Origin of the sequence: Methylobacterium sp. 092160098-2, from assembly GCF_028920805.1 — a bacterium.
GTDB classification, from domain to species: domain Bacteria; phylum Pseudomonadota; class Alphaproteobacteria; order Rhizobiales; family Beijerinckiaceae; genus Methylobacterium; species Methylobacterium fujisawaense.
Genome location: NZ_JAQPZJ010000001.1, coordinates 3,174,203 through 3,190,270, shown reverse-complemented (window position 1 = coordinate 3,190,270; position 16,068 = coordinate 3,174,203). Strand labels below are relative to the sequence as shown.

Genomic DNA, 16,068 nt, shown 5'->3' with positions numbered 1-16,068 from the left:
CCCCGTCACGCCCTCGGATCGGACGCGTGGCGCTCTGCCGCGCGCAGGACGATGCGCGCGGCGGCCCGGCTCGGCGTGTCATTCGCGGCGAGCCGCATCAGCCCGTCGATCCGGGCGAGGGCAGCGAGCTGTGCGTCGCGGCCCGCACCGCCTGCCAGGAGCGACCGCACGGCGCCTGCCAGGCGCTCCGGCGTGCAGTCGGCCTGGACGAATTCCGGCATGGCGTTCTCGGCCAGGATCAGGTTCGGCAGCACGATGCTCGGGACCTGGATCAGCCGGCGGGCGATGAATTCCTCCGCCCGCGAGACCTTGTAGGCGACGACCATCGGGACGCCCGCGAGGGCGAGTTCCAGTGTGACCGTGCCGGAGGCGGCGAGCGCCGCCCGGGCCTCCCGGAAGGCGGCGTATTTCGGCGCCTCGCCGGTGACGATGCGGACGGGCACCGTCCACTCCGCGGAAAGCCGCTCGATCAGCGCCCTGTGACGCGTCACGGCGGGCAGCACCGCCTCGACCGCGAGGCCTTCCGCCACCCGCGCCAGCGCCGCACCGAAGACCGGCATCAGCCGCTCGATCTCGGACCGGCGGGACCCCGGCAGCAGCACGAGGCTGTAGGGAACGGAATCGCGCCGCCGCTGCTCGGATGCGGTGGGCCGCAGTTCCGGAAGGCGCTCGATCAGCGGGTGTCCGACATAGGTGCAGGGCGGCCCGCCGAGCCGCAGATGCGCGTCCGGCTCGAAGGGCAGCAGGGCCAGGACGTGGTCGATGAACGGTCGCATCCCCTTCGCCCGCCAGGGCCGCCACGCCCAGACGCTCGGCGACACGTAATCGATGATCGGGATGCCGGGGGCCACCTTGCGCACCCGCCGCGCCACCGCGTGGGTGAAACCCGGACTGTCGATGATCACCAGCACGTCCGGCCGGGCGTCAACCGCCGCCGAGACGGTTTCGCGGATGCGCCGGAGCAGGGTCCGGGCCCGGGCGAGGACCGGCAGATAGCCCATCACCGCCACGTCATCGAGGGGGAACAGGGATGCGAACCCCGCCTCCGCCATGGCCTCGCCGCCGACGCCGCCGAAGACCACGTCGGGCGCCGCCTCGCGCAGGGCCCGCATCAGCTTGGCGCCGAGCTGATCGCCGGAATCCTCGCCGGCCACGAGCCAGATGGTCCGGGGCCGGCCGGTCACGGCGTCCCTCCGTAGCCCACGACGAAGAGACCGAGGCGGTCGGCTTCGGCGGCCGTGGCCACCCTGTCGATGACCAGGGTCCCGCCGGCCTCCAGCGCCAGGCCGACGCAACCTGCCTGGGCCGCGTTGCGCACGGTGCGCGGTCCGATGGCCGGGAGATCGATGCGGCGGTCCTGGCCGACCTTGGGGGCCTTCACCAGCACGGTGGCGGGCATCGCCCGGCCGAACCCGAACGGACGGCGCCCCAGGGCCCGCGCCCGGGCCAGCATGCGATCGGTGCCCTCCGGCCCCTCCACGGCCAGGATCCGGTCGCCGGCCAGGGCCACAGCCTGTCCCAGATCGTAGGGCGAGAGGGCGTCGAGGACCCCGCGCCCTGCGCGGATCGAGGCAGCCGCCTCGGCATCCGGAACCCGGCGCCCGAGGGGCCCCTCCGGGCAGAGCAGGTCCGGCGCGGCCTCGTGGACGCCCACGACCCTGTGGCCGTCCTCTTCCACCAGCGTGACGGCGGCGCGCAGGAGGCGGTCGTCGCCCCCGCCGGCGATCGCCCGCAGGGCCTCCCGGTTGCGCAGGGCGGCTCCGGCATTGAGGATCGCGGCCGGGCTCGGCCGGGAGACGCCGCCGGCCGGTACCACGACCGCCGGCCCCCAGCGCCGCAGAAGCTTCAGGGTGGCGGCGAGGTCGAGCAGGTCGACCGTGGCGTCGGCACTGGCCCGCAGGGTCGCCCCCGTGAAACCGCGCAGGGCGATCACGCGGAAGGGCCGGCGCGCCCGGCGCAGCGACTCGGCGACGAGTTCCGGCAGCCGGCCGGCCCCGGCGATCAGAACCAGGGCCCCCTCGGGGTGCGGATCGGCCTGGGTCACGGCCCGGCCGCTCAGGCGGCGCTGATGGGCGTCGGGATCTCGCGCGGCGTGCAGATCGAGCGCTTGCCGCCGAGGCGGATGAAGTCGAGGATCTCGCGGACCGCCGCGTGGGATTCGAAGGTCGCGGCCACGTCCTCCACCCGCTCCATCAGCGTGCCCTCGGGCGCGAAGAGCAGGCGGTAGGCGCGCCGCAGGGCGTGGATGTCGTCGCGGGCGAAGCCGCGGCGCTGCAGCCCGATGATGTTGAGCCCCGACAGGTAGGCCCGGTTGCCGAGCACCATACCGTACGGGATGCAGTCGTTCTCCAGGCCCGACAGGCCGCCCACGAAGGCGTGCGCACCGACGCGCGCGAACTGGATCACGGCGGCGCCGCCACCCAGGATCGCGTAGTCGCCGACGCTGCAATGGCCCGCCAGCATCACGTTGTTGGAGAAGATCACATGCGCGCCGACCCGGCAGTCGTGGCCGACATGCGAATTCGCCAGGAAGGTGCAGTGATCGCCGACCACGGTCTCCAGGCCGCCGCCGCTGGTGCCCGGGTTCATCGTGACGCCCTCGCGGATCAGGCAATCGGCGCCGATCGTCAGGGTCGAGGCCTCGCCCCGGTACTTCAGGTCCTGCGGCTGGTGGCCGATCGACGCGAAGGGGAAGATCCGGGTGCGGGGTCCGATCGTGGTGCGGCCCGCCAGGACGACGTGACTGATGAGTTCGCAATCCGGCCCGAGCACGACCTCGGGGCCGACATGGCAGAAGGGGCCGATCCGGGCCCCGTCGCCGATCCGGGCGCCGGACTCGATCACGGCGCTCGCATGGATGAACGGCGCGGTCACTCCGTCACCAGCATGGCGCTGATCTCGGCCTCGGCGACGAGGTTGCCGTCGACCCGGGCCTCGCCGCGGAACCACCACATGGTCCGGCGCTGATTCAGCTTCGTCATGTGGAAGCGCACCTGGTCGCCGGGGGTGACGGGCTTGCGGAACTTGCACTTGTCGATGGTCATGAAGAACACCTGCTTGGTGTTCCGTCCGTCCGCCCGGATGTGGCGGCAGCAGATCGCGCCTGCCGTCTGCGCCATGCCCTCGATCAGGAGCACGCCCGGGAAGACCGGCATGTCCGGGAAGTGTCCCATGAACTGCGGCTCGTTCGCCGTGACGTTCTTGATCCCGACACAGGACTCGTCCCGGTCGATCTCGACGATGCGATCCACCATCAGGAACGGGTAACGGTGTGGCAGCAATTCCAGCAACGTCTGGATATCGGCTATGCCCAGCTCGGTGCCGGTCTCGCGCGCCGCCTCACTCATCGAAATCCGCACCTCGACTTGCCGCCCGGGGCGGCTTGCAATCCGGCCGCTCTTGGCGGGCCGAACGCCCTCTTCGGAAGAAATCGCCGGAAGCGCAAGGCCTTCCCGGTCAGGTGTCCTCGCCGCTCAGGTCCTTGCCGCCGCGCTCGGCGAGGCGGGCCAGCGTCGTCAACTCCCGGAACCAGGCCCGGACCGGCTTGGCGGGCGTTCCGCCCCAGCGGCTGCCCGGCGGCACGTCGCGGTTGACGTTGGACGAGCCGGCGATCTGCGCACCGCGGCCGATGCGCAGGTGGCCGACGACGCCGACCTGCCCGCCGAGGACGACGTAATCCTCCAGGGTGGTCGAGCCCGAGATGCCGACGCCCGACACGATGACGCAGTGCCGCCCGATCACGACGTTGTGGGCAATCTGCACGAGATTATCGATCTTGGTCCCCTCCCCGATCACCGTGTCGCGCGAGGCGCCCCGGTCGATCGTGGTGTTGGCGCCGATCTCGACATCGTCCTGAACGATCACCCGCCCGACTTGCGGAACCTTGAGGTGGCTGGCGCCCATGGCGAAGCCGAATCCGTCCTGGCCGAGGCGCGCACCCGGGTGGATGATCACCCGGTTCCCGAGCAGGGCGTGGCTGAGCGTGGTGCCGGCGCCGATCGCACAGTCCCGCCCGATGCGGACGCCGGGACCGATCACGGCATTCGGCCCGATCACCGTTCCTGCGCCGATCTCGGCACCCGGCCCGACGACCGCGCCGGGATCGACCGTGACGCCGTCCTCGAGCCGGGCTTCCGGATGGACATGGGCGCCGGACGCGACGCCGCGGACGGTGAACTGGGAGCCGGGACGCAGGGCATCGGGATGCAGACGGCCGAGCAAGGCCGCATAGGCGCGGTAGGGATCGCGGCTGACGAGGGCAACGGTGGTTGCGGGACAACGCGCCGCGAACCGGGGGGAGACCAGACACACCCCCGCCCGCGTCGCGGCGAGCGCGTCGCCGTAGCGGGCATTGTCCATGTAGGCGAGGTGCTCCGGACCGGCGCTCTCCAGGGAGGCCGCGCCGCTGAACCGGCGTTCCGGATCCGCTCCGTCGGGGAGGCTGGCGCCGGCGGCTGCCGCGATCTCGGCCAGGGTGAGGCCATCGGCGGCGGCGGTGAAGAAGATGGGATCTGACATGCTCGATAACGCGCCGGCCGGGACAACCCGGCCGGCGCGCGCAATTTTTATCAGAAGCGCGAGCCGCCGGAGAAGCGGAACGCCTGGGTCTGATCCTTGCCGATATGGCCGTACTTGCCGAGGGCCGGGACGAACACCTTCTCACCCTCGTCCTTCGTCAGAGCGTAGGCGTAGTCGAACCGGATCGGGCCGAGCGGCGAGTTCCACAGGATGGACGCACCGATCGAGGAGCGGATCGCCGCCGTGTCGCGGACGTTCACGCATTCCGGCTCCACGCCGATCGTGAAGGCGTTGAAGTTGCACTTCCCGGTCGTCGGCGAGATGCCGTTGATGAACGCGTCGCCGTTCACGTTGAAGTTCCGCTGGCCGTGATAGCCGAACAGCGTGCCGGCATCGGCGAACAGAGCGCCCTTCAGACCCAGATCGCGCGGCACGGCCGGCAGCGGGAATTGCACCTCGAGGGTACCGCCCACATAGGTCGAGCCGCCGATCGCGTTCGAGCGAGCATCGGCGATGCCGACGTCGCGCGGACCGATGCCGTTCGGTGCGAAGCCGCGGACCAGCGACGGGCCGAGGAAGAACTGGTCGGTCACCCGCAGCGGGTCGTTGTTGAGCGACGAGATGTGGCCGCCCTGGAAGCGGATGAAGCCGACGACGTCCTCGAAGATCTCCTTGTAGTACCGCGCATCGGCCGTCACGCGGAAGAACTTGGAGTCGCCACCCAGGCCGGCGACGTCGGGCTTCAGCTCGGCGTAGAGGCCGTTGCGGGGCGCGCCGATCACGTCGAGGGTCGAGTAGGCGAGCGTCAGGCCGGCCAGCGAGGTCAGCGTGTTGCCCTGCGAACCCTTGATGGCGATCGAGGCTTCGCCGTCATACGCGCAGTTCGGGTAGATCGACTGGCCGCCGATGTTCCGGCCTGTATTCGGGTCGATCGTGCCCGCCGCGTAGGTGGCGGTGTAGCCCGGGATCGGGATCGAGCAGTCGTTGTACGGCCGCTTGAGGGTGTTCGGGACCTTCAGCTCGGTGTTGTACAGCGAGTAGCGCAGCGTGATGCCGAACTCCTCGGTGATCGGCAGGCCGAGGCGGAGCTGGCCGCCATACACCGTGGTCTCGTAGCGCGAGTACCGGGTCAGGTCGGAGTACTTGTAGAAGGCGTCGAAGCCCGCTGCCAGCCGGTAGCCGAGGAAGTACGGCTCGGTGAACGAGAAGTCGACGCCGCGCGAGTACTGGCCACCCGTACCGGCCAAGCGGACGTACTGGCCGCGGCCGAGGAAGTTCGACTCGGAGACCGAGACCTCGCCGATGATGCCGTCCTGGGTGGAGTAGCCGCCCGCCACCGAGAACGAACCCGTGGGCTGATCCTCAACGTCGATGTTGATGACCACGCGGTCCGGGGCCGAGCCCGGCTCGTTGGAAAAGCGGACCTTCTTGAAGAAGCCGAGACCGTTCAGGCGCCGCTCGGCGCGGTCGGTCAGCACGCGGTTGTAGGCGTCGCCCTCGGCGATATCGAGCTCGCGACGGATGACGTAGTCGCGGGTGCGGGTGTTGCCGCGGATGTTGATGCGCTCGACGTAGACGTGCGGGCCGTCCTCGACCACGAAGCCCAGGGAGACCTGATGGCTGGCCGGATCGCGCTGCCCGGTCGGGCGAACCTGCGCGAAGGGGTAGCCGGCGCGGTTGACCTCACGGGTGACGTTGTTGAGCGTCTTCTCGACGTCGTCGGCGTTGTAGATGTCGCCCACGGAGGTGGCGATGTCGGTGTCGAGCTTCGTGGTGTCGAGGCCCGGCAGACGCGAATCCACCTGGACCGCGCCTACCTTGTACTGCTCGCCCTCGTTCACCGTGATGGTGATGACGTAGCCGGACTTGTCGCCCTCGACGTAGCGTGCGTCGGCGCTGACCACCTGGAAGTCGGCGTAGCCGTTCTTCAGGTAGTAGCGGCGGACCTGGTCGAGGTCGTTGGTGATGCGGTCGGGATCGTAGACGTCGGAGGTCTTGATGAACGACAGGAAGTTCATCTCCGAGGAGCTCATCAGCCCCTTCAGCGTCCGCTCCGAGTAGGCGTTGTTGCCGACGAAGTTGATCGAGAGGATGCCGGTCTTATCGCCCTCGTCGATCTGGTAGATCACGTCGACGCGGCCGTTGGGCAGGTCGACCGTCCGGTAGGTCACCTTGGCGGTGCCGCGCCCGAAGCGCTTGTAGACGTCGCGGATGCGCGCGAGGTCGGCGTTGATGATCGCCTCGCTGTACGGGCCGCGGGCCTTGGCCTCGACGATCCCCTCGAGGGTCGCCTTCTCGACCTTCTTGTTGCCCTCGAAGACAACGCGGTTGATCAGGTTGTTCTCGCGGACTGTCACCACCGTGCGGCCACCCGACTGGGCGACCTTCACGTCGGAGAACATCCCGCTCGCGAGCAGGTTGCGGCGGGCCTCCTCGGCGGAGCCGGACGCCGTCCCGGTCACGTAGGACCGGATCGTGTCGGCATCGACGCGCTGGTTGCCCTGGACGACGATCTGCTGCGCCTGGGCGGCCCCGCTCAGGACAACGCCAAGACCCGCAGTGACTAGGACGATGGTTTTCCGCACCGACTTACGTCGGGGCTTCCCCGTCAACGACATCATGCAATCGCCCGTTTCTGTTCTGGTCGCGGGGGTTAGCCCGTCACAGGCGACCGTTGATCGGCCGTCCCGTCACCTGGTCCAAGCGTGGCTTCGGTCCAAGCGTAGCTCTTACCGGGATTCCCCAGCCAAGCAAACGCGCGGGAGGCCATCGTCAGGGGATTTTGGGGGGTCGTGGCCTTCGCGCCACTTAACGGTGCGGTCAGCATGAAGACAAACCGCAGATCGTGGTGAACGCCACGTAAATGTCTGGACTGTCGGAGGTTTTCAGACCCGATCGCGATCCCGTGAACAGGATCTTAACCCGGTTTCACCCCGTCGGAGCGGTGCCATCCGGGCGGCGTCCGGGCGAGACCGCGGCGGGATTGGGGCAGCCTTTCCGGTGGAGATCCGGCGGAATCACAGGATCCCGCCGGCCCCCAATCAGGTGTTCCGCCAGGAGGCGCCGAGATTGAGGATGTCGTTCCAGGCGGCGAACAGCATCAGCATCAGCACCAGGGCGAGACCGATACGAAATCCGATCTCCTGGGCCCGCTCGCTGAGCGGACGGCCGCGCACCACCTCGAAGGCGTAGAACAGCAGGTGTCCGCCATCGAGCAACGGCACGGGGAACAGGTTGAGCAGGCCGATCGAGACGGAGAGCAGCGCGATGAGCCCGACCAGACCGCCGACGCCGCCGGTCTTGGCGACCTCGCCGGAGACGCGGGCGATGCCGATCGGACCCGAGAGCTGGTCGGCGGATTCCCGGCCGGTGACGAGCTTGCCGAGATACGAGAAGGTGCGCTCGACGACGAAGTAAGTCTCCTTCACGCCGAGATTGAGCGAATCGAGCGCCCCATAAGTCACGAGGCGGGCCTCCGAGCCCGCGGGCGACCGGATGCCGAGCCGGCCGATCCGGTGGCGGCCGAACGGCGTCTTCTCCTCGAAGGTGGCGGGCGTCGCCTGGATCGTGATGGGCTGGTCGTTGCGCTCCACCGTGAAGGTCAGCGGCGTCCCGGCGCTGCCGGTCACCGTGCGGTACATGGCGTTGAAGTCGCCGATCTTCTCGCCGTCGATGGCGGTGATCACGTCGCCGGGCTGGAAGCCGGCCTGGGCGGCGACGCTGTTCGGCTCCACCGACGAGACCCGGGCGGGCAGCTCGTAGCGGCCGCCCAGCCAGATCGCGCCGGCGAAGAGCAGGATCGCCAGGATGAAGTTCGCCACAGGGCCGGCGGCGACGATCGCCGCGCGCTTGGACACGGGCTGGGTCGGGAAGCTGATCGCCCGCTCCTGCGGGCTCATCCGGGCGACGGCCTCGGGATCGGGCATGCTGGCGCCGTTCACGTCGCCGTGGAACTTCACGTAGCCGCCGAGGGGGATGGCGCAGAGCTTCCAGCGGGTGCCGCGGCGGTCGTTGAAGCCGAACAGCTCGGGGCCGAAGCCGAGCGAGAAGGCGTGAACCCCGACCCCGCACCAGCGCCCGACCAGGAAGTGGCCCATCTCGTGCACGAACACCACGACGGTGAGCACGAATAGGAACGGAATCACTGCGCCGAAGAAGCCGCCGGCGGTTCCGCCCATCGCGTTGAGGAAGTCCATACGCCGTATCCTGGCCGTCTCGGCGCCGGCTTCTCGGGCCGGCCATCCGCCCTGTCTAGCAGATCGGCGGGGCCGACCGCCAACGCAATCCTGCGGGGCGGCTGCGGAAGGTCGCACGCGCGGTCCGATTCCGCACCCGCCGACCGCCCGGGATCGGGGCAGCCCGTCAGTGGCCGGCCCCGCCGCCCGCACCGGCCTGGGGCCGCCGGATCATGGGAACGGCGCAGGCCATCGCCAGGAACAGGACCGTCAGGGCCAGGAATACATCCTCGAAGGCGATGACCAGGCCCTGGATCCGCACGGTGTTGGTCATCGCCTTCAGCGCCATGCCCGACGCGGCACTGCCATAGGCCTCGAAGCCGCGCTGCATCGTGTCGAGGCGTTCCAGGGCGGCCGTGTTCGCCCAGGTGAAGCGCTCGTGCAGCCGCGCGAGATGGAGGTCCCACCGGTCGTTGAGGATCGTGTTGATCAGCGCGAGGCCGACCGCACCGCCGAGGTTGCGGGTCAGGTTGAACAGCCCCGACGCGTTCTTCATCCGCGCCGGCGGCAACGTCCCGAGCGCGATGTTGTTGATCGGGATCATGCACAGCATCAGCGAGCAGCCACGCAGGATCTGGGGCAGGAGCAGCTCGTAGAAGTCCCAGTCCTTGGTCAGGCCGGTGACGATCCACGTGCCGCAGGCGAAGCCGACGAAGCCGATGCCCATCATGATGCGGGGATCGACCTTGCCCGAAAGCCGGCCGGCGATGGGGGCGGTGGCGAACATGCACAGGCCTGAGACGAACATCGTCTCGCCGATCATCAGCGCCGAGTAGCCGCGCACCCGGGCCAGATAGACCGGATAGATGTAGGTCAGCCCGTAGAGCCCGATGCCCAGCACGAAGCTCGCCACGCACCCGCTGGCGAAGTTCCGGTCCGAGAAGGCCCTCAGATCGACGATCGGCTGCTTCGCCGTGAAGACCCGCCAGAAGAACAGCAACGCCGACGTCCCGCAGATGACCGCGCAGGCGAACACCGCCTCGTCCTGCAACCAATCGTGGTTCGGCCCCTCCTCCAGCACGTATTCCAGGCAGCCGAGGAAGCCGGCCATGAAGGCGAGACCGGCCCAGTCGAACGATTTGATCAGGCCGTAATTGGGCTCGTCGAAATCGACCAGGATCCAGGTCGAGACGGTCACGAAGATGCCCGGCACGACGTTGATCAGGAACAGCCAGTGCCACGACATGAGATCGGTGAGATAGCCGCCCACCGTCGGGCCGATCGTCGGCGCCAGCGTCGCCACGAGCCCGATCATCGGCGACACGATGGTCCGCTTCGAGGGCGGGAAGATCGTGAAGGCCGCCGCGAACACGGTGGGGATCATGCCGCCGCCGATGAAGCCCTGGAGCGCCCGCCAGACGATCATCTCGCCGATCGACGAGGAGGTGGCGCACATCAGGCTCATCAGGGTGAAGCCGCCCGCCGAGATGGCGAACATCCAGCGCGTCGAGAGCACCCGCGACAGGGTGCCGGAGAGCGGGATCGAGATGACCTCGGCGATCAGGTAGCTGGTCTGGACCCAGGGGATCTCGTCGCCGGAGGCCGAGAGGCCGGCCTGGATCTCGTTCAGGGAGGCCGAGACGATCTGGATGTCCAGGATCGCCATGAACATCCCGAAGACCATGCAGACGAACGCCACCATGCGGCGGCGGTCGAGGGGCGGCTCAGCGGCGCGGGCCGTCACGCCGCGCGTCGGGGCGGCGGCATCGCCCGCGGAGGTGGCGGCACTGGCGGCCATCGCGGGTCTCAGCGGCTCGCGGTGTTGACCGGCCGCGGCGCGGAAGCGCGGTCGAGGACGGAGCGGTCCGCGCCGATGCGGGTATCGACCCGCACCACCGCCGACAGGCCCGGCCGCAGCAGGCCCTCGCGGGCGACGTCCTCGGGCACCCTCACCCGGACGGGCAGGCGCTGAACGATCTTGGTGAAGTTGCCCGTGGCGTTGTCGGGCGGCAGCAGGCTGAACACCGAGCCGGAGGCCGGCGAGAACGATTCCACCACGGCGTGGATCTCGCGATCCGGATAGGCGTCGACCGTGACGGTCACGGGCTGGCCGGGACGCATGCGCTCGACCTGGGTCTCCTTGAAGTTCGCGTCGATCCGGACGCTCTGGAGCGGGACGAGCGCGGCGATCCGCGTGCCGGGCCCGACATAGGCGCCGGCCTCGACGGCCTTGTTGCCGACGACCCCGTCGAAGGGCGCGCGGATCACCATGAAGTCGAGGTCGCGGCGGGCCCGGTCGACGGCGGTGCGGAGTTCCGCCGCGAGGCTCTCCGCCTCGCGCTTCTGCGCCTGGAGGACGTCGACATTGGCGCGGGCCGCGACGAGGCCGGCCTCCATGGCCTTGACGGATGCCTCGGTGCGGTCGCGGTCGGCGCGGGTCTGGTCGATGCGCGACTTGGCGACGTAATCCGCCTGCATCTGCATCGACCGGGTGAAATCGGCCTGGGCGCGAACGGCGTCGGCGCGGCTCGCGTCGAGCTGCGCGGCGGCCTGTGCGACCTGCGCCTGGGCCGCCTCGGCTTGCCGGGCGATCCGCGCGATGGTGCTCTCCTGCGTGGCGAGCTTGTCCTGCGCGGCCTGGAGCGCGAGGCGATAGTCGCCGTCGTCGAGTTGGGCGATGACGTCGCCCTTCTTCACCGCGAGGCCGTTCACCACCGGGACCGACTGGAGGTAGCCCGGGATCTTGGCCGCGAGGACGGAGATGTCGGCCTGGACGTAGGCATCGTCGGTCGAGACGAAGAACCGCCCGACGGTCCACCACTGCCACCCTTCATAGGCGCCGCCGCCAAGTGCGGCCGTCAGGAGGCCGAGCAGGAGGAGCCGCCTGACGGGACGCTTGCGCGCCGGGACCGCCTCGTCCGGCACGGGCTTCGGCAGAGGTGCCGTGACTGAGGCCTGCGCAGGATGCTCCGCGCGCTCCTCGTCTCTGGCCTCGATTCCGGCCTCGACACCGGAATTGAGCCGATCCGCGTCCTCGCGAAGGGACATATCAGCGCCTCGACCTCAATGACCGAACGGTTCGGTCAATCACGAGGCACGGCTTGACGTGCCTCCGCAGAAGCCGCAGATTATGTTGACCGAACGGTTCGGTCAAGCGTGGCGGCGCCACGGGCGCGGAGCGGGACGATGGCTCAGGGTGCGGTTCTGGAGCGAGGTCAGGCCCAGCACGAGGGCGACAAGCGGCAGCAGATCCTCGAGGGTGCGCGGATTGTGTTCCTGTCGGCGGGGTTCGACGGTGCCAGCATGGGCGAGATCGCCCGCGCGGCCGGCGTCTCGAAGGGCACGCTCTACGTCTATTTCGAGAGCAAGGAGGCGCTATTCGAGGCGCTGACGACGCAGGAGAAGGCCAGCCTCGCCGAAGCCCTGTTCACGCTCGATGCGGATGATCCCGATGTGCCGGGCGTGCTCACGCGGCTGGGGGTGAGCTTCCTGACCGAGATGTGCCGGCCGGAGCATGTCTCGCTGGTTCGCATGGTGATCGGTGCGAGCGAGAAGTTTCCCCGCTTCGGGCAGGTCTATTATCAGGCCGGTCCGGCCTGCGGCGTCGACCGCCTCTCCCGCTATCTCGACGCGCAGGTCCAGGCGGGACGCCTGACCATCGCCGACACCGAACTCGCGGCCCGACACTTCCTGCACCTCTGCCAGGCCGGTCTGCTGACGCGCCTGCTGTTCGCGGCAGGCGGCATCGCCGGCGAGGCCGAGATGCGCCATCAGATCGACGAGGCGGTGCGGGTGTTCCTGGCCGGCTACGGCCAGGCGCGCTGAGGCGGGGGTTCAGCCGGCGGCGCGCAGCTCCGGCAGGGCCTCGGCGCTCCAGATCCGGACGTGGGCGTCGATGGCGAGCGCCTCGTCCACGTCGGCCGGTGCGGTGCGGTATGAGCCGGCGAAGTGCGTGCAGGCGCGCTCGACCAGATCGCTGATCCCGTAGAAGCCGATCCGGCCGGCAATGAAGGCCGCCACCGCGATCTCGTTGGCCGCGTTCATCACGGTCGGCGCCGCGCCGCCGGCGGCCAGCGCCGCCCGGGCGATCCGCAGGCAGGGGAAACGCGCCTCGTCCGCCGCCTCGAAGGTGAGCGAACCCAGCGTCACGAGGTCGAGGGGCCGACCGCGCTCGATGGTGAGCCGGTCCCCGAGCCCGAGGCAGTGCGAGATCGGCACGCGCATGTCGGGCAGCGCCAGCTCGGCGGTCACCGCCCCGTCGAGCCAGTAGACCAGGCCGTGGATCACCGATTGCGGATGCACCACGACGTCCAGGCGCTCGGGCTCGATCCCGAACAGATGGTGCGCCTCGATCAGTTCGAGGCCCTTGTTCATCAGGCTCGCCGAATCGATGTTGATCTTCATGCCCATCGACCAGGTCGGATGAGCGGCCGCTTCGGCCGCGGAGGCGGCGGCGATGCGCTCGCGGGTCCAGGTCCGGAACGGGCCGCCCGAGGCCGTGATCATCATGGTGCGGACGTCGGCGAGCGGCCGGCCGGCCAGCGCCTGGCTCAGGGCGTCGTGCTCGGAATCCATCGGCAGGATCGTGGCGCCGTAGCGCGCGGCGTCGCGCATGAAGGCGTCGCCGGCGCAGACGAGGCTCTCCTTGTTGGCGAGCGCGACCTTGCGGCCCAGCCGAAGGGCGGCGTGGGTCGATTTCAGCCCCGCCGCCCCGCTCACCGCCGCCACGACGATGTCGGCGTCGCGGGCGGCCGCCTCCATGACGGCGGCCTCCCCCGCCCCGCTCGGGATGCCGGAGCCCGACAGGGCCTCGGCGAGGGCCGGGCCGGCGGATTCATCGGCCAGTGCCGCGAAGGACGCATTCAGCTCCCGCGCGACCTTGGCCAGGGCGACGGGATCCTTGCCCCCCACCAGGGCGCCGGCCCGGAACCGGTCGGCATGCTGGGCGAGGAGGTCGGCGGTGGAACGGCCGATCGAGCCGGTGGCGCCGAAGACGGTGACGACCTGGGTCACGGGTTCAACTCCCTCATCGTCACGCGATCAGACCGCCCCCGCGAAGGGCGAGATAGAGGGCCGCCAGCACGGCGACCGCGAAGAATCCGTCGAGCCGGTCCATGACGCCGCCATGGCCCGGGATGATCTTTCCGGAATCCTTCACGCCGTAATGGCGCTTGAGACCGGATTCGATCAGGTCCCCCGCCTGACTCAGGACGGAGGCGAGCGCGCTGACGCCTGCCACAACCGGCAGAGAGGCGGCGCTGGGCAGAGGCATCCCGGCAAGGTCGGCGACCACCGGGACCAGCGTCCCGGCCGCGACCGCGCCGACGAGGCCGCCGAGGGCCCCCGACCACGTCTTGTTGGGCGAGACCCGGGGCATCAGCTTCGGGCCGCCGATCTTCCGGCCGGCGAAATAGGCAGCGATGTCGGTGGACCAGACCACCGCAAACATCCAGGCCGGACCGACGAGACCGATGGCGGGATCGTCGCGCAGGGCCACGGGCACCGCCGCGATCGCCGCCGCGCCGAGCACACCGGCGAACGCGCGGAACCGGCCCCCAGGCGTCCGCGCCACCGTGGCGCAGGCCGCGGCGCCGAGTACAAGGACAGCGATGCAGGCCGGTGTCGGGGCACCGCCGCGCTGGCAGAGTAGCAGGGCGCCCAGCGTCGCAGCGCCCAGTGCGATCAGAACCTCGCGGGGCTCGGTGCGGCTCATCACCATCCACTCGCCGAATCCGATGATGCCGGCGGCGAGCCAGATCCCCGCGAAGGGCCAGCCCCCATAGACGAGTGCGGCCAGCACGCCGGCTCCGAGCACGAGGCCCGAGGCGACGCGCAGCCACAGCTCGCGCCGTCCCGAGGGACGCGCGGCCGGTGCGGCGGCGGCGGTCACGCGCGTCCCGTCCCTTCGCCTCAGACCTGCATGATCTCCTTCTCCTTGGAGGCCAGCACGCCGTCGATCTCGGCGATGAACTGGTCGGTCGCCTTCTGCACGTCGGCGGCCTGGCGCTTCTCGTCGTCCTCCGAGATGGCGCTGTCCTTCAGGAGCTTCTTCAGATGGTCGAGGCCGTCCCGGCGGACGTGGCGCACGGCGACGCGGGCCTCCTCGGTGTACTTGTGGGCGACCTTGACCATCTCCTTGCGGCGCTGCTCGTTCATCTCGGGGATGCGGAGCCGGATGGTCTGCCCCTCGGTCTGCGGGTTGAGTCCGAGATCGGATTCGCGGATCGCCTTCTCGACGGCGGTGACCATGCTGCGGTCCCAGACCGAGATCGACAGGAGCCGAGGCTCCGGCACGCTGACGGTGGCGACCTGCGCCATCGGCATCATCGATCCGTAGGCATCCACCTGGATCGGATCCAGGAGCGACGGCGTAGCGCGCCCGGTGCGCAGCGAACCGAGATCCTTCGAGAGCGAGGACACGGCGCCCTGCATCCGGCGCTTGAGGTCGTTGAGATCGAATTCCGGTGTGGCCATGGTGGTCGTCCCGAGACGTCTGACGGTATCTTGAGCCCGGCGCGGGCAATCGCGGCCTCAATGGACGAATTTTTTCAGGGCCGCAAACGGTCGCGGCGGCATCACAGCCGCGTCGTCAGGGAGCCACGAGGGTCGAGGGGGCCTCGCCCGACAGGATGCCGGCAATCGAGCTCGGCGGATGGAGCGATCCGACGAGGATCGACAGCCGGCTCTCCCGGGCCAGCGCGAAGGCCGCCGTGTCCATCACCTTGAGATCGCGGGCGATGGCCTCGTCATGGGTGATGCGGTCGTAGCGGGTCGCGCTCGGATCCTTCTTGGGATCGGCCGTGTAAACGCCGTCGACCTGCGTCGCCTTCAGAACCGCGTCGCAGCGCAATTCGGCGGCGCGCAGGACGGCGGCGGTGTCGGTGGTGAAGAACGGGTTCCCGGTGCCGCCCGCGAGGACGACCACCTGCCCCTTGTCGAGGTGGTGCAAGGCCGGCTGGCGGGCGTAGGTCTCGCAGATGGTCGGCATCGACACCGCCGACATGGTGCGGGCCTGGACGCCCGCGGCGTTCAGGGCGGTCTCGATAGCCAGGGAATTCATGACGGTGGCCATCATCCCCAGCGAATCCCCGGTGGCCCGGTCGATCCAGCCGGCCGCCGAGATCCGCGCTCCGCGGATCATGTTGCCGCCGCCGACCACGATGGCGATCTCGGCGCCGGCCTCGATGGTACGGGCGATGTCCTCGGCGAGCCCCGCCAGGGTCGGCGGATGCAACCAGTACCCGTCAGGGGCTGCAAGGGCCTCGCCCGATAGCTTCAGCAATATCCGGCGAAACGGCGTCGTATCCGGCATCGGGTTTCCCGGCTCCATCCCGCGTCGCGCAAACCGGGAGGCTTCTACGTCAGGCGCGGGAGT

At 69.7% G+C, this 16,068-nt stretch carries 14 protein-coding genes; 1 reads left to right on the top strand and 13 read right to left on the bottom strand.

Going from position 1 to position 16,068, the window contains the following annotated elements:
* Positions 1-5 precede the first annotated feature (5 nt).
* The 9 genes from lpxB to PQI07_RS14990 all read right to left on the bottom strand — a co-directional run bounded on the left by lpxB (position 6) and on the right by PQI07_RS14990 (position 11,741).
* Entirely contained in the window at positions 6-1,184 is a 1,179-nt protein-coding gene (gene lpxB / locus PQI07_RS15030) for a lipid-A-disaccharide synthase (RefSeq protein WP_274926873.1), read from the bottom strand.
* Complete coding sequence (locus tag PQI07_RS15025) at positions 1,181-2,044, bottom strand: LpxI family protein (RefSeq protein ID WP_274926872.1); 864 nt, start codon at positions 2,042-2,044, stop codon at positions 1,181-1,183. Before PQI07_RS15025 ends, lpxB begins: the two co-directional genes overlap by 4 nt.
* 11 nt (positions 2,045-2,055) lie before the next feature.
* Positions 2,056-2,874, bottom strand: a complete 819-nt coding sequence (lpxA, locus tag PQI07_RS15020; RefSeq protein WP_043351218.1) for an acyl-ACP--UDP-N-acetylglucosamine O-acyltransferase — start codon at positions 2,872-2,874, stop codon at positions 2,056-2,058.
* Positions 2,871-3,347 (bottom strand): 3-hydroxyacyl-ACP dehydratase FabZ, encoded by a 477-nt coding sequence (fabZ, locus tag PQI07_RS15015; protein ID WP_043351216.1) that lies wholly within the window; start codon positions 3,345-3,347, stop codon positions 2,871-2,873. Before fabZ ends, lpxA begins: the two co-directional genes overlap by 4 nt.
* Positions 3,348-3,456: 109 nt before the next feature.
* Complete coding sequence (gene lpxD / locus PQI07_RS15010; RefSeq protein ID WP_043351214.1) at positions 3,457-4,518, bottom strand: UDP-3-O-(3-hydroxymyristoyl)glucosamine N-acyltransferase; 1,062 nt, start codon at positions 4,516-4,518, stop codon at positions 3,457-3,459.
* A gap of 50 nt (positions 4,519-4,568) precedes the next feature.
* A complete protein-coding gene (gene bamA / locus PQI07_RS15005) occupies positions 4,569-7,139 on the bottom strand; it encodes an outer membrane protein assembly factor BamA (RefSeq protein WP_053609505.1) in 2,571 nt (856 codons plus the stop codon).
* A gap of 420 nt (positions 7,140-7,559) precedes the next feature.
* Positions 7,560-8,714, bottom strand: a complete 1,155-nt coding sequence (locus tag PQI07_RS15000; RefSeq protein ID WP_043351211.1) for a M50 family metallopeptidase — start codon at positions 8,712-8,714, stop codon at positions 7,560-7,562.
* 166 nt (positions 8,715-8,880) lie between these two features.
* Positions 8,881-10,491: a DHA2 family efflux MFS transporter permease subunit gene (locus PQI07_RS14995; RefSeq protein ID WP_274926871.1), complete on the bottom strand. Its 1,611-nt coding sequence runs from the start codon at positions 10,489-10,491 to the stop codon at positions 8,881-8,883.
* A gap of 8 nt (positions 10,492-10,499) precedes the next feature.
* Positions 10,500-11,741 carry an HlyD family secretion protein gene (locus PQI07_RS14990; RefSeq protein WP_274926870.1) on the bottom strand — a complete coding sequence of 414 codons (1,242 nt, stop codon included), beginning with the start codon at positions 11,739-11,741 and terminating at the stop codon, positions 10,500-10,502.
* 138 nt (positions 11,742-11,879) lie between these two features.
* Here PQI07_RS14990 and PQI07_RS14985 point away from each other — a divergent pair, with 138 nt between their 5' ends.
* Positions 11,880-12,518, top strand: coding sequence for a TetR/AcrR family transcriptional regulator (locus PQI07_RS14985; protein ID WP_179697041.1), 639 nt, complete (start codon positions 11,880-11,882; stop codon positions 12,516-12,518).
* 9 nt (positions 12,519-12,527) lie between these two features.
* On the opposite strand, the gene dxr is transcribed toward PQI07_RS14985, so the two are convergent.
* From dxr to pyrH, 4 genes are all read right to left on the bottom strand, one after another.
* A complete protein-coding gene (gene dxr, locus PQI07_RS14980; protein ID WP_043351207.1) occupies positions 12,528-13,706 on the bottom strand; it encodes a 1-deoxy-D-xylulose-5-phosphate reductoisomerase in 1,179 nt (392 codons plus the stop codon).
* 19 nt (positions 13,707-13,725) lie between these two features.
* Entirely contained in the window at positions 13,726-14,583 is an 858-nt protein-coding gene (locus tag PQI07_RS14975) for a phosphatidate cytidylyltransferase (RefSeq protein WP_043758800.1), read from the bottom strand.
* A gap of 20 nt (positions 14,584-14,603) precedes the next feature.
* Complete coding sequence (gene frr, locus PQI07_RS14970; RefSeq protein WP_043351205.1) at positions 14,604-15,167, bottom strand: ribosome recycling factor; 564 nt, start codon at positions 15,165-15,167, stop codon at positions 14,604-14,606.
* Between the two features lie 115 nt (positions 15,168-15,282).
* Positions 15,283-16,005, bottom strand: coding sequence for a UMP kinase (pyrH, locus tag PQI07_RS14965; protein ID WP_043351203.1), 723 nt, complete (start codon positions 16,003-16,005; stop codon positions 15,283-15,285).
* Between the last annotated feature and the right edge of the window lie 63 nt (positions 16,006-16,068).

Excerpts from the sequence above, each read along its gene's own strand:
- fabZ (WP_043351216.1), bottom strand. The coding sequence starts at position 3,347 with ATGAGTGAGGCGGCGCGCGAGACCGGCACCGAGCTGGGCATAGCCGAT.
- lpxD (WP_043351214.1), bottom strand. The coding sequence starts at position 4,518 with ATGTCAGATCCCATCTTCTTCACCGCCGCCGCCGATGGCCTCACCCTG.
- bamA (WP_053609505.1), bottom strand. The coding sequence starts at position 7,139 with ATGATGTCGTTGACGGGGAAGCCCCGACGTAAGTCGGTGCGGAAAACC.
- PQI07_RS15000 (WP_043351211.1), bottom strand. The coding sequence starts at position 8,714 with ATGGACTTCCTCAACGCGATGGGCGGAACCGCCGGCGGCTTCTTCGGC.
- PQI07_RS14995 (WP_274926871.1), bottom strand. The coding sequence starts at position 10,491 with ATGGCCGCCAGTGCCGCCACCTCCGCGGGCGATGCCGCCGCCCCGACG.
- PQI07_RS14990 (WP_274926870.1), bottom strand. The coding sequence starts at position 11,741 with ATGTCCCTTCGCGAGGACGCGGATCGGCTCAATTCCGGTGTCGAGGCC.
- PQI07_RS14985 (WP_179697041.1), top strand. The coding sequence starts at position 11,880 with ATGGCTCAGGGTGCGGTTCTGGAGCGAGGTCAGGCCCAGCACGAGGGC.
- frr (WP_043351205.1), bottom strand. The coding sequence starts at position 15,167 with ATGGCCACACCGGAATTCGATCTCAACGACCTCAAGCGCCGGATGCAG.
- pyrH (WP_043351203.1), bottom strand. The coding sequence starts at position 16,005 with ATGCCGGATACGACGCCGTTTCGCCGGATATTGCTGAAGCTATCGGGC.